This is a genomic window from Morganella sp. Je.2.23 (assembly GCF_051129855.1).
GTDB classification, from domain to species: domain Bacteria; phylum Pseudomonadota; class Gammaproteobacteria; order Enterobacterales; family Enterobacteriaceae; genus Morganella; species Morganella sibonii.
On the sequence record NZ_JBCPSQ010000001.1, the window covers coordinates 1,146,098 to 1,158,771 of the forward strand.

13 protein-coding genes are annotated in these 12,674 nt (G+C 47.5%); 1 reads left to right on the forward strand and 12 read right to left on the reverse strand.

Going from position 1 to position 12,674, the window contains the following annotated elements:
- Positions 1 to 90: 90 nt before the first annotated feature.
- From AAZR23_RS05530 to AAZR23_RS05580, 11 genes are all read right to left on the reverse strand, one after another.
- Entirely contained in the window at positions 91 to 996 is a 906-nt protein-coding gene (locus AAZR23_RS05530; RefSeq protein WP_166707807.1) for a DMT family transporter, read from the reverse strand.
- 189 nt (positions 997 to 1,185) lie between these two features.
- Entirely contained in the window at positions 1,186 to 1,455 is a 270-nt protein-coding gene (locus tag AAZR23_RS05535; RefSeq protein ID WP_046895283.1) for a PAAR domain-containing protein, read from the reverse strand.
- Between the two features lie 123 nt (positions 1,456 to 1,578).
- A complete protein-coding gene (locus tag AAZR23_RS05540) occupies positions 1,579 to 2,379 on the reverse strand; it encodes a hypothetical protein (protein ID WP_434691130.1) in 801 nt (266 codons plus the stop codon).
- A complete protein-coding gene (locus AAZR23_RS05545) occupies positions 2,366 to 3,166 on the reverse strand; it encodes a hypothetical protein (protein WP_434691133.1) in 801 nt (266 codons plus the stop codon). The genes AAZR23_RS05540 and AAZR23_RS05545 overlap by 14 nt, the downstream gene beginning before the upstream one ends.
- A complete protein-coding gene (locus AAZR23_RS05550; protein WP_218426084.1) occupies positions 3,153 to 3,935 on the reverse strand; it encodes a hypothetical protein in 783 nt (260 codons plus the stop codon). Before AAZR23_RS05550 ends, AAZR23_RS05545 begins: the two co-directional genes overlap by 14 nt.
- The gene (locus AAZR23_RS05555) at positions 3,919 to 5,853 is read right to left on the reverse strand and encodes a lipase family protein (RefSeq protein WP_218426085.1); all 1,935 of its coding nucleotides are present in this window, start codon (positions 5,851 to 5,853) and stop codon (positions 3,919 to 3,921) included. Before AAZR23_RS05555 ends, AAZR23_RS05550 begins: the two co-directional genes overlap by 17 nt.
- Positions 5,843 to 6,643 carry a DUF4123 domain-containing protein gene (locus AAZR23_RS05560; RefSeq protein WP_434691135.1) on the reverse strand — a complete coding sequence of 267 codons (801 nt, stop codon included), beginning with the start codon at positions 6,641 to 6,643 and terminating at the stop codon, positions 5,843 to 5,845. Before AAZR23_RS05560 ends, AAZR23_RS05555 begins: the two co-directional genes overlap by 11 nt.
- On the reverse strand, positions 6,643 to 8,637 hold the full coding sequence (locus tag AAZR23_RS05565; RefSeq protein WP_434692398.1) for a type VI secretion system Vgr family protein: 1,995 nt from the start codon (positions 8,635 to 8,637) through the stop codon (positions 6,643 to 6,645). The genes AAZR23_RS05560 and AAZR23_RS05565 overlap by 1 nt, the downstream gene beginning before the upstream one ends.
- A 588-nt stretch (positions 8,638 to 9,225) precedes the next feature.
- Positions 9,226 to 9,768: a DUF3828 domain-containing protein gene (locus AAZR23_RS05570; RefSeq protein ID WP_243846801.1), complete on the reverse strand. Its 543-nt coding sequence runs from the start codon at positions 9,766 to 9,768 to the stop codon at positions 9,226 to 9,228.
- A gap of 51 nt (positions 9,769 to 9,819) precedes the next feature.
- Positions 9,820 to 10,323, reverse strand: a complete 504-nt coding sequence (locus AAZR23_RS05575) for a DUF4274 domain-containing protein (RefSeq protein ID WP_218426088.1) — start codon at positions 10,321 to 10,323, stop codon at positions 9,820 to 9,822.
- The gene (locus tag AAZR23_RS05580) at positions 10,320 to 10,907 is read right to left on the reverse strand and encodes an NUDIX domain-containing protein (protein ID WP_052927645.1); all 588 of its coding nucleotides are present in this window, start codon (positions 10,905 to 10,907) and stop codon (positions 10,320 to 10,322) included. The genes AAZR23_RS05575 and AAZR23_RS05580 overlap by 4 nt, the downstream gene beginning before the upstream one ends.
- Before the next feature lie 153 nt (positions 10,908 to 11,060).
- On the opposite strand from AAZR23_RS05580, the gene AAZR23_RS05585 reads away from it, so the two are divergent.
- Positions 11,061 to 11,714 carry a GNAT family N-acetyltransferase gene (locus tag AAZR23_RS05585; protein ID WP_218426090.1) on the forward strand — a complete coding sequence of 218 codons (654 nt, stop codon included), beginning with the start codon at positions 11,061 to 11,063 and terminating at the stop codon, positions 11,712 to 11,714.
- Here AAZR23_RS05585 and AAZR23_RS05590 read toward each other — a convergent pair.
- Positions 11,684 to 12,673, reverse strand: coding sequence for a LysR family transcriptional regulator (locus tag AAZR23_RS05590; RefSeq protein WP_052927643.1), 990 nt, complete (start codon positions 12,671 to 12,673; stop codon positions 11,684 to 11,686). The two genes, AAZR23_RS05585 and AAZR23_RS05590, sit on opposite strands and share 31 nt — an antisense overlap.
- Position 12,674: the final 1 nt, after the last annotated feature.

The following is a 12,674-nucleotide window of genomic DNA, read 5'->3' on the forward strand; positions in this document are numbered from 1 at the left end:
GCCGGATGTACTGTATGGATTCATGCTGTTTACCTGTTTGAAATATTCATCATTTCAGTAAAACTGTTTTAGCAGAGTCTGATGCAGATGTCAGGCAGTTTTTTTCGTCCGTTTGATACTTATCACCGCCAGCGCCAGCACAATCATCACAATCCCTGCGGTTTCTGTGCTGCCCGGCTCCTCACCCAGCAGCCACCATGAGAACAGCACACCACAAACCGGCACCGCCAGTGTGCTCAGGCTGGCAATACCCGCCGGTAATTTTCTCAGCACAAACAGCCATAAACTCCAGGCAACGGCGGTCGCCAGGATAGCACTGTAACTCAGCGCCCAGAAAACATACGGCTGCCAGTCAATCGCCCGCTGCGGCACCAGCAATGCCACGACTGTCATAATAACCGCGGCATACACCATCTGCCAGGTGGTGAGAGAAAGTAAATCCACCTGCGGATAACGGTTGTAGAGTTTTTTCGCCACAATCGCGCTGGCTCCCCAGCTGATCCCGGATGACACGGCCAGAAAAGCACTTTTCATGGAGGCAAAATCGAGGGTCCAGGGCTGGATCACACACAGCAGCCCGGCGGCAGCAACAGAAATTGCGGCATACTGAAGACGGCGCATCCGCTCACCCAGCAGCATGGCCGCCATAATCACCACCCAGAACGGCATGGTATAACTGAGGATCGCCACCTTTCCCGCACCGCCGCTGACCAGCGCCCACTGTGCCAGCCCGACCATACCGCAGGTCTGGAGAACGGCAATACCCAGTGTATAGCGGAATGGGGTTAAGCCGATTTTCCGCCCCGTCGCACGGGCCCGGATATACAACACCAGTAATAACATAATGGCGCTGAACACACAGCGCATCGCCGTGAAGTCAAACGCACCGATATAGTGCGTGACCTGCTTCATCGCGATCCAGCTGTAACTCCAGATCAGTGTTAAAATAACCAGGCCGGTGATGGCGATGGCATTGTCTTTTTCCCGTAAAGCCATAATATCCTGTGACCACTTCACGGCAGTACTCGTCTGTACCCCGCGTGCGGCTCCTGTTTTTATATTATCATAACCGGAATAATATGCCGGACGCCCGCTGACGGCCAGCTCTCATGCAATCCGTACTTTTGTGCCAGTTTACACCCGGTTTGAAAGAAGGGAAAAGATCAATACACAAACCCGCATTTATTATTCTGCGGCAACCAGCACACATCCGCCGGAGCAACCGCAGTCCACCCGGTGACCTTCCAGCGCGACAGGAACACCTTCTATTTTCATCATGTCATCCCCTTCCGCAATAACGCCGGTGGAGTCACATGCAGGGCAATAAACTGAATCGCCCCGGCAGGCAATTTCATTTTGTTGTTTTGCCGCAGACCGGCCGGTTAATACGGTTCCGTTTGTATTCGTGGTATCATTTTTCAGAATAATTTTCCGGTTTTTTATTTTGCCTCTCATCGCTTCCCATAACCTGTTTTCTGTAAAATACATGAGTGTTATTAATTTATATATCCGCTATTTTCGCCAACAACACCCGGAACATTAAATCCGTGCATCCGTTTATCTCCTGCTGACGCCTGATTAGCGCTGAATATGATTCTTACGCTCTTCATAGATTTTCAGCAGTTTTTTATAGTCGGGATAGCTTTTTGACTTTCGTTCTTCCTCACCATTCGGATAAGTAATGACTGTTCTGTTTCCTTCTTTTTTTTCTTTGACATCAGTCCAGCGACTCACCATATTTTTGTCATAAACAACCATAAGATGAATATTATTTGCACCAGATAAACGATAAGTCAGCATGTCGCTTTCACCGATGACTTCAATAGTTTTTTTATGTCCACCAAGAAAATACTCACTTATAAATGGAAATAATAATAATGATTCATTGAAATCACCCTTATGAGATGTATATCCTCCGTTAAATGCCTGCGGAGCATTATTATCAGTAATAAATACGGTTTTAAATCCAAAATTATCTGAAATGCCTGATTCAATTATTTTGGGTTCTTTCATTCTGACTTCAAACTTAATATTACTAAGTTGCCAGTCACAATATCCGCCGCCACTGACTGGGATATCTGCGGTAACATCTCCGTTTGCTGTGACAGACAACGGGTATTTGGCACTGTTAAACCCCGGAACGTCATACGATTTACCACTGCCGCTTGTCCGGGTGCGGGTACACTTTTTTGAGCGATACATGGCCGATAACGGCAGTGATTCCAGGTCTGCCGGAACGGTGGCGGAAAAATGAATATTCCGGCTGTCTGCGGGCGGGGATAAAGTCGTGCTGTAGGTGCAGCCGGTGAGTATTACCGGCAACAATAACACCGTAACAATGAGTTTATTTCCGGCTGACACCTGATTAGCGCTGAACATGATTCTTACGCTCTTCATAGATTTTCAGCAGTTTTTTATAGTCGGGATAGCTTTTTGATTTTCGTTCTTCTTCACCATTCGGATAAGTAATGACTGTTCTGTTTCCTTCTTTTTTTTCTTTGACGCCTGTCCACCGGCTCACCATGCTTTTTTCATAGTTCACCATAATATTAATATTATCTGTACCAGATAAACGATAGGTCAGAGTGTCACTTTCACCTACTAACCAAAATATTTTCTTATATCCGCCCAGAAATTTTTCACTAATAAAAGGAAATAATAGTAACGATTTATTGAAATCACCCTGGTGAGGGATATATCCACCGTTAAACGTTTGGGGAGCATTATTATCGGTAATAAATATTGTTTCAAATCCGAAATTATCTGTAATACCAGATTCAATTATTTGTGGATTTTTTAGTTTAACTTCAAACTTAATATTACTAAGCTGCCAGTCACAATATCCACCGCCATTTACCGGAATATCCGCGGTAACATCTCCAGTTGCGGTGATGGTTAGTGGGTATTTGGTACTGTTAAACCCCGGGACTTCATAGGATTTACCGCTGCCGCTTGTCTGGGTTCGGGTACACTTTTTCGAGCGGTACATAGCGGATAATGGCAGTGATTCCAGGTCTGCCGGAACGGTGGCAGAAAAATGAATATTCCGGCTGTCTGTGGGCGGGGATAAGGTCGTACTGTAAGAACAGCCGGTAAGTATTACCGGCAACAATAACACCGTAACAGTGAGTTTATTTCCGGCTGATGCCTGATTAGCGCTGAACATGATTCTTACGCTCTTCATAGATTTTCAGCAGTTTTTTATAGTCGGGATAGCTTTTTGATTTTCGCTCTTCTTCACCATTCGGATAAGTAATGACTGTTCTGTTTCCTTCTTTTTTTTCCTTAATATCTGTCCAATAGCTCATCATATCTCTTTCATAATTCACGATAAGATGAATATTATTTGCTCCGGATAATCGATATGTTTTCGATGTTTGATCAGATACTATTAAAAATGATTTTTTATGCCCATCAAGAAAAAACTCACGCATAAATGGAAATAATAAAAGAGTTTCACTGAAATCCCCCCTGTGTGGTATATAACCTCCATTAAATGCCTGAGGAGCATTATTATCGATAATAAATATAGTTTCAAAACCAAAATTATCCACAATCTCTGAGTCAATCATCTGTGGATTTTTTAGTTGTACTTCAAATTTAATGTTACTGAGTTGCCAGTCACAATATCCGCCGCCATTTACCGGAATATCCGCAGTCACATCACCGCTCGCGGTGACGGACAGCGGGTATTTGGTACTGTTAAACCCAGGGACTTCATAGGATTTACCACTGCCGCTTGTCCGGGTTCGGGTACACTTTTTTGAGCGATACATGGCTGATAACGGCAGCGATTCCAAATCAGCCGGTACGGTGGCGGAAAAATGAATATTCCGGCTGTCTGCGGGCGGGGATAAGGTCGTACTGTAAGAACAACCGATAAGGATCACCGCAGGCAATAATGCAGTAAGATGTAAATTAGTTTGTAAACTCATGGGCTTTCTCCGTAAAGCGGGTCAGTGCGGTCTGGCTGACCGCGTTACTGTGCTGATGTTTGAACAGCTCGCCGAGGACACTTTCCAGGTGGATAAAGGTATTATTTCGTTCCACATTCGGCGGATAGGCATCACTGTGATCGATTTTTGAAATAAAATCATCGCGCTTTCTTTTTGCATACGGTGTGTTGTTTTCATCGAGTTGTCTCAGCACCTGATTACTGATAAGCGACATATAGTTGCTGACCATGGAATGGTCGAGGAAGCTGAACATCACGCTGTCAAGATTCGGGTTAGTATGCTGAGGGAAAATGTTTTCCAGTACGTTTTTATCAATGGTACTGATCAGGTATTCCTGCTGCTGCCTTAATTTTTCGTCCAGATCTTTTCGGATATCCGGCACCAGATAAAATTTATATCCTGAATTAAATCGCCAGCGGGCGCGTGTCATTGCAGACCCTTTGCCGGCAGGCAGGTATGCCTCACCAATTTGTCTGGCCTGAAAGAAGGAGACAGTTTTGCCGTGGTGCCAGAAAACTTCCCCAAACTCCGGCAGACTTTTCTGTATCGGCAGAGTCGGTGCCGTTGCAATAGTCCAGGCCATCCCCAAAATCACACCGAATGGCCCCCAGAGTTCAAAAAACCAGTTATCCATATTGGTATCTGACGGTACTGTCGTGACTGCGTCCGCATCATTTACATGCCGGAAATGGTTGATATCCTTGAGTTCTGTGACTGCTGTTTTGGTAAAGACCCGAGGCATCCCGTAAGTATAAACGACTGGTAAGTTGGCTTTTAAGTCAGCAGCATGCAGTAATGCGGCTGTTCCCCCCAGGCTATGAGCGCAAATGAATAATTTTTTATCGCGAGCAGCAGTAGCAATTGACTGCAGCTTTTCCTTAAAATACTTCTCCATACACCGGTAGGCATTTAAAAATCCGTAATGGGCTTTGGAATCTTCCACTCCCGAATACGGTACAGGCAGGTAAGAGGCATCGGTCACCAGGTCCCGTTTTCCGGCGGTTCCCCGCCAGGCGGCAATAATCTGGGTATTGTTTTCCACAAAGAACATCTGGGTGTCGTGCTCGAAAAATTCCCTGTTTTCAGATTGTGAGCTGTCCAGGAATACCGCTGGGTAATAGCGTTCACGAAACGGGACGTCTGTCGCAATGCCATAAAACCGGCGAACGTCCTCAAACGACGGAATATCAGACAAATCAAAGCAGGTGTTATAGAAAAAGGAGGTTACCGTATTTTTGATATCGAGCGATGGCCGCATATCGGTCTCCGGTGCATCCGGGTCCAGCATGATTTCATCCTGATAGGCCATCAACGCCAGAAACGCCAGGTTGTGGGCATTCACCAGATCATACATCGTGGTATGGTTAAGAATCAGAGACCAGGCTCTGAACGGGCAGATTTCAATGATATGGCGGCGGTTAAAGTCGTTCCCGGAAAATCGTATCCCCGGAAAATCAGTTTCACTTTTAAAATGATAACGGGGTAAACCAAAGGCTTCTTTATTCCAGTTTTCAATATCCGGTGCCCGGTCACATAACTCGCCGATAACGGCATAACGGTAACCGTGATTATTGAGTGCAGCGAGAGCCTTTACTTCTGAATGCTCTGCCCCGCGCCCTTCGCGCAGGAGCCTGTTTTCCATCTCATCCGTCAGTTTTTGTGCGTCTGTTTTGAGTATCACAGAGGTTAGCGGCAGGTTTTCTTCCCGAATCAGTCCGTCCGGCCCCGATATTCCGGGCCGTATTTCTCCGCCTGAAACAGCTAATGTGTAAGGGATACCGGCGACCGGGCGATTCAGTTCATCAACCAGAACAATTTCAATCCACGCCTTACGGGCATTACAATTTGTGCAGTACGGGTCATTACGTTGTACTGACTCTGCGTTTTCAGATTGCATCGGCTGTCCCCGGATAGTTTTCAATAAGGTTATGATGCTTCAGATACCGGAGAAACATGTCATTTCTCAGCCAGACGACATCCACGAGATCATTCTCATAGTCATCCATACTGCGGTTAATCAGAGAAAGAAGACGCCCCGGTGGTTCATCAAGTGCTAACGCCAGATCCGGGTATGCTTCCCAGAAAGTGATCTGAAAATTATCTGCCACATTTTTGCGTGCCTGAGCAGACTGATTCCATGCTTCCTTCAGATGCACTCCCGGCTCAAATCGTGATGGCACAGGGGAATTACCGGCGGAAAGCAGGCGGTTAACGACCTTGTTTCCCTGCGGTGACGGAATACAGCAATCAGCCAGCGGCATCAGCAGAGATGCCCAGTCCGCAGGCTTGCAGGCCGGGATCAGCACTCCCGCCACTCTTGGGTCAAACAGGCGTAAAACCCGTTCTTCCTCCTCAAACCATATCAACTGATATTTTTGCCAGTGTGCCACCTGCTCTTCCCAGTTGTTCAGGCTGTGATATGCCCAGCCCCAACTGTTATCTGAAAATGGCATAGTATCAAGTTGTTCAGCCATTCCGGAGAGTGTCTGCCATTTTGCTCTGACAAGCCAGGGTCCGGTGGTGCCCAGATGAGATAACGGCGTTCCGGCATACAGCGGAATGGCCTCATCAATCCAGTCATTACGGTAAAAAAGATCGGTCGGGTCCGGATGTGCCAGTCTGTTGAGCAGAAAATACACATCACCCTGTCTGACATTCGCCATCCACTCGTGCCAGGTCATCGACATCACTCTTCCTCCGCGGGTTTAATCAGCATGCTGCCGGAATGCTGCGCGGCTGCCGCACAGTATTTTTTCACCGGATACGGCTCCGGGGCCGGAGGAACGCCCTCCGGCGGCATCAGTCTGACCGGCACACCGTTGCCGGGAGCACTGTCACCGACGTTCAGATTACCGGAGGTGAAAATCGCCCCCGGCGTGATGCGGATAAAACTGTCGCCGACTTTGAGGGTGATTTCTGTTCCGGCTTCAATAATGATTTTTCCGTCGCTGAGATGATGCGTCTGCTGTCCGCTTTCGGTCACCAGATTTTTATCCGCACGGATGTGCTGTTCCCCTTTGATATGCAGCGAGACATCCCCGGTAGTCTGGTGTTTTTGCGAGCCGTTGATAATGACATGCTCATCACCGGTCAGTTCGGTGTGACTGTTGTTATCAATCCGCCGCTTTAAATCATGCTGTATATGCCAGGTGGCATCATTCTCAACATGCGCATTCATATCTTTCTGCGCGTGGATATACACTTCTTCCTGCCCGGCCTCATCCTCAAAACGCAGTTCATTAAATCCGTCACCTTTATGGGTCTGTGTGCGGAATGTGGTCCGGGTTTTCTCTTCCGGCAGGTTCAGCGGCGGATTATTGCGTCCGTTATAAGTGCAGCCGGTAATAATCGGTTTATCAATATCACCGTTAAGGTATGAAACGATCACTTCCTGTCCGATACGCGGTACCGACATAAACCCGTAACCGTTGCCGTTCCAGCCGTGTGCCACCCGTACCCAGCAAGAGGCACTGTGATCGGGGTTAGCATAGCGATCCCAGTGAAAATACACTTTTACGGCGCCGTGCTCGTTGGTGTAAATCTCTTCGCCGTCCGGGCCGGCCACGGTAGCCAACTCGTTACCATCAGCCTGCGGGCGGAAACGGAACGGCGGCCGCCATTCCTGTGTACCGGGGATAAACTGCACGGTGTTACTGAATGTGGTGCCTTCGCCGCCGCTGTTATCGGCCAGCGGCTGCACACCGCGATGGTTAACCGTGATCACCTGCCACGACTGATTCATCACATCCGACGGATGGTTTTGCAGGGCGAAGATTTTACCCGGCATCAGCGCAAAGCAGTTGGTGCCCGCCGTGCCGGTCTGGCGCTGGTTCTGCGATTGCTCATAACGCAGTTGTGTGAACGGCTTACCGGTTTCATCATCACGGTAGCGGCCATAACTTTCATATACCGGATGCTGTTTGTGTACTTCACCGGTGACTTCATGCTGAAACGGATAAGACGGGCGATCCGGATTGTAATCTTTCTGGATATGCACATCACTGCACAGCTGTTCGGCGTAGCGCCAGGAGAACGCCGTGCTGTCACGGATATCGGTATCGGCCTGCGGGTTATAGATCAGGTTGATACCGGCAGTCATACCGAGGTGGTTGTCGCTGTAAAACAGTTTAGGGCCTTCTTCGAACCAGAAATTAATGCCCTCCTCAAAGGCCAGACGACACCAGAAATCATAAGTAGATTCCCGTTTCTGAGTAACGTATTCCCGCTTTTGGTGTAACTCGTCCTGATAGAATTTCAGGTCGTTTTTGACATGCGCTTCTTTAAGCAGCGTCGCCAGCACTTCCGGCACCGATTGTTCCCGGAAGATACGGCTGTCCTGATTGAGCGTCATAATCCACATTTCAGGGCGGATCAGAAAGTGATACCAGGTTTTGTTGCCGTCAGTATTACCCTGTTCCGCAGAGGCCAAAAGCCCCTGTACGGTACGGACTTTAACACCGTCACGGGTGACCGTCAGTGAGGCGGCGGAGCCTAAATGCTCCTCAAACGTCACGGACGGCAGCAGACTGACTGCGCTGATGGTCAGTGAAAACAGTGAGGAAAGGGATTCGCTGAGGGAAAATTCGGTGACCTGAAAGGTCTGCTCCGGTAACCGGCCTATTTTGCAGGTAAAAATCAGCCCGGATTTTTCCGGTAACAGATCAGAAATAGATGGTGTCACTGCTCCCCCATAAATCAGAATCGCCGGGTCCGGAATATAGCTACCGCAGGGCTGCAGCGAACCGGCCCCGGAAACAAAACAGAACGGCCCGGTAGTAATAATGACCGGGCCGGAATAATGTGACCGGACGAGTAATGTCGTCACACAGGATAACAACGGTAAAATCATAAAATTCACTTAACAATATGTAAAGTACAGGAAAGCCTTTGCATCTCACAGCATATTTATCTTTAGTTTGAATTTAATGAAAAAACAGGAAATTATACTTACAGCAGGATGAATTACCCACAAAAACAGGTGTTAATATCGTACAAATCCGGAGGTAACTGGCGGGATTACTTACAATTCAAAATAACTCTTTGTAAATAAAGATTAAATATAAATTCAGTTTATTCTCACGAAAATAAAATATGTAATAAAATATTTTATTACCATAATACCCTGAATTATAAAAATAAATTTCAAAAATAAAATGTGCGGAGAAACACGCTTCATTTTTTCATTCCGGATAAAATAAGAAAAAAGCGTAAAAAAGGTGAATTTATCTGTTTACTTATTTTATGCACAAAACGTATCAGAACACCGGTGTCATTCCATCATCACAATATTATCAATTTTCCATTGTCCGCCGGTCAGAATCAATTTTACCCGGAATGACCGTAACGGCTCCGGCGCTTTCCCCAGCGTAATGCGTACAGTGGCGGTATCAGCGGATTGTGATTCTGTATGAGCCGCCCGCTCTGTTATCCATGAGTCCGGATAATCCTGTGACTTGGTGTAATAATTGACATCGTTTTCCACCCAATAATCCCCCCACAGACACATTACATTATGTGCCGTTTCTTTGCAGGGGCGCGGCTGGTCACAAAACGCCTGATCCGTGTCAGGACCGTCGAAATTACAACTGAGGGAATCATTGATACTTACCTGTAATGACGGGCTGACATACAGCGCTTCACTCTGCGTATAGCCGTCAGAAGGCGGATCCTGCAAGTTGAGGCGGTAGAAATCGAGCACCACCTCTTCCGGTGATAATATCGCCGGTGATGTCTTTCCGGCACCGGCAGATAACGGCAACAGCAGGGACAATACCAGCGTAAGATATTTTGCGGTTTTCATGATTGTTTTCATGATTGTTTTCCTTCACATAACGCCCGCAGGGAAAGAATGCATCAGCAGATGCTATTCATAGAGTGCATACACCTGTTCTGCCAGCGGTAATGGTAAGCCTTCATCATAATTCTCATCATCCAAATCAACATACACATCACCGGGTGCGGCGATGCACATGATGTCAGGTACAGGCCGTCTGACCGGCAGATCAGGGTAATCATCCGGCCTTCCGCCCTCTGACTGCATCGGGTCAAACCAGATACCATGATCGGCATAAAATCCCGCAGAATAGCGGGTTTCAATTAACCTGATCAACGCGAGGCTGTGCCGTGAATAGTCCGGTACGTCATCATCATGGCCATACTGAACATACCAGGCGGCCCCCAAAGACCAGTACATCAGCAGTGCGGATGCCCGATCAAGCTGCGGGTCCGCCGCGAGTTCGTTCAGTGCATCATAATTACTGTCATAATTGGAACGGGCGATAAATAAGTGCCGCTGTTCCGGCGTTGCGTTCGCCAGAAAATCGCGGACCAATTGTGCTTCTTTTTGCTCTTTTTCGTCATCCGTCATGCCATTCTCCCCGACAGTGCCAGATGCTGTAACAGCATTATCGTTTTGCCGTCAATTATTTCACCATTGCGGATCGCGGCAAGGGCTTCCGGGAACGGCATTTCCAGCACTTCCACATCTTCGCCCTCTTCCGGCAGACCGCCACCGTCACTTTGCCGGTTGTTGTCCTGATATTCGGCAATAAAAAAGTAAAGCTTTTCGGTCACTGAGCCGGGGCTCATAAAAGCCTCAAAGACTTTTTCAACATCGGTGATGCGAAAACCGGTTTCCTCTTCCGCTTCTGCTTTAATGCGGGATACCGGGTCCTGCTCTTCCAGCAGACCGGCGGCGGCCTCAATCAGAAAGCCATCATGGCCGTTGACGTATACCGGCAGGCGGAACTGGCGGATCAGAATAACGCTGTTTTTCTGACGGTTATAAAGCAGGATCACCGCGCCGTTGCCACGATCATAAACTTCCCGCTCCAGGCGCTGACAGGTGCCGTCACGGCGCAGATAATCAACAACATATTTTTTGAGGATATACCAGTTATCGGAAAGCGTGATGGTATCAATAATACGGACTGTATCCTGTTCGGAAGTCATAGTTCACCGGATGTGAGCAAAATTGCGGGTATGCGCAACACTGTAATCGCTTTATCTGCCTCCGGCAATGGCAAAGCGGGTGACATTATTTGCAGGCATAATAATGCTGACGATATAATCTGCCACGGACATCTCACCCATAAGGCGGATTGCATGAGTGACACTCAGGCATTGAGTTACAGCGAGTTACACACCATTTCTGATGCAGATATTGCACAAATTAATGAATTAATTATCACCACCTGGGATTACCGCAGCTGGATTCCGAAAGAGAAAGTTCTGCCGATGGCGGAATTTTTACTGGATGATGTCATTCTGACCTCAACGCGGATATTTGTGGTGCGTGATGATAATAACATCATCGCCGGTATTATGGCTGTCACGGCCGCCGCCGATCTGCGGGAAAAAGTCCGCGCCAAAACCCGCCAGTATTCTGCCCTGAAAAACATTATCACCCGTGAGCCGCAGGAAGAAACACTGTTTGATATGTATCTGAATACCCTGATTATCAACGGCGGGCTGCTGGCTTCCTGTGAAGGGAATTTTGATGCCTCACTGAATTTATTTATGATCGATTCCCGCTTCCGCGGACAAGGTATCGGCAACCGCCTCTGGCAATTGGCGATGAATTATCTGCAGGATAAGCGGGCTACCCGTTATTTTCTCTGGACAGACAGTGATTCCGATTTCGGTTTTTATGAGCACAAAGGATTACAGCGTATCGCCGCACAAGCCTATGACTGGGGCGGCCATGATGTGACCGAAACCTATTATGTTTATGCCGGTGAGCTACCTGCACTGTCCTGATACATCCAGCTGTCCCACGGCGGATTGAGCGGAAGCTTATCCGCCAGAAAATCAATAAACGTACGGATCTTCGGGGCATGCGTGTGTGCCGGGTTGTAAAGGGCATACAGCGCGAACGGCGTGGTTTTCGGGTTATAGTCCAGCAATACCGGCAATAACTCGCCGTTATCAATATAATTTCCCAGCATATAGGTCGGCAGACAGACAATACCCTGATGACAGCGCGCCGCCTCCAGTAATCCCAGGCTGCTGTTTACCTCAATCATATTGTTAATAGCCAGCGGATACGCCACCCCGTCCTTATCATTCATCCGCCAGGTATCCGGAATATTCGGATTAATTAAACAATTATGACGGGCAATATCTGCCGGTGACTGCGGAATTCCGTTTTGTTCAAAATAATGACGGCTGCCGCAATAGACCCAATTTATATTACACAGTTTTCGTAATGCAAAATTTTCCGGCGGATGACTGGTGATCCGTAATGCAATATCAAAGTCAGTTTCATTTAAATTAATTAATGCATCGTTCAGATCAACCGATAAGCTGACCTGCGGATTTATTTCCCGGTATTCACTGTAAAGCCGCATTAAATGGCAGACACCGAATGCAATTGAACAGGTTATTTTTAACTGTCCCTGCGCGTGCTGATAAAAACTCGCCGTATTTACTAATGAATCATCGAGATCAGACAGTAACTGTTGCGCCCTCTGCAATAAATAACGACCTGCTTCGGTCAGAATAAAATTACGGGTGGTTCGTTTCAACAATACCACGCCTAATTGTTCCTCCAGTTGCTGCAGGCCGCGGCTGACAGAAGATGGCGTGACGTTGAGTTTTCGTGCCGCACCGCTGAAACTGTTGCACTCCACAATTTTAATAAACAGCTCCAGATGGCGAAAAATCGCGTAGCTGTCAATTTTTGCTTTAAACGCAAAAGTGTTTTTATTTATTAGCATA

Coding starts and splice junctions, on each gene's coding strand:
- AAZR23_RS05540 (WP_434691130.1), bottom strand. CDS start 2,379: ATGTTCAGCGCTAATCAGGTGTCAGCCGGAAATAAACTCATTGTTACG.
- AAZR23_RS05575 (WP_218426088.1), bottom strand. CDS start 10,323: ATGACGGATGACGAAAAAGAGCAAAAAGAAGCACAATTGGTCCGCGAT.
- AAZR23_RS05560 (WP_434691135.1), bottom strand. CDS start 6,643: ATGTCGATGACCTGGCACGAGTGGATGGCGAATGTCAGACAGGGTGAT.
- AAZR23_RS05585 (WP_218426090.1), top strand. CDS start 11,061: ATGAGTGACACTCAGGCATTGAGTTACAGCGAGTTACACACCATTTCT.
- AAZR23_RS05535 (WP_046895283.1), bottom strand. CDS start 1,455: ATGAGAGGCAAAATAAAAAACCGGAAAATTATTCTGAAAAATGATACC.
- AAZR23_RS05550 (WP_218426084.1), bottom strand. CDS start 3,935: ATGAGTTTACAAACTAATTTACATCTTACTGCATTATTGCCTGCGGTG.
- AAZR23_RS05580 (WP_052927645.1), bottom strand. CDS start 10,907: ATGACTTCCGAACAGGATACAGTCCGTATTATTGATACCATCACGCTT.
- AAZR23_RS05555 (WP_218426085.1), bottom strand. CDS start 5,853: ATGCAATCTGAAAACGCAGAGTCAGTACAACGTAATGACCCGTACTGC.
- AAZR23_RS05545 (WP_434691133.1), bottom strand. CDS start 3,166: ATGTTCAGCGCTAATCAGGCATCAGCCGGAAATAAACTCACTGTTACG.
- AAZR23_RS05590 (WP_052927643.1), bottom strand. CDS start 12,673: ATGCTAATAAATAAAAACACTTTTGCGTTTAAAGCAAAAATTGACAGC.
- AAZR23_RS05570 (WP_243846801.1), bottom strand. CDS start 9,768: ATGAAAACAATCATGAAAACCGCAAAATATCTTACGCTGGTATTGTCC.
- AAZR23_RS05530 (WP_166707807.1), bottom strand. CDS start 996: ATGGCTTTACGGGAAAAAGACAATGCCATCGCCATCACCGGCCTGGTT.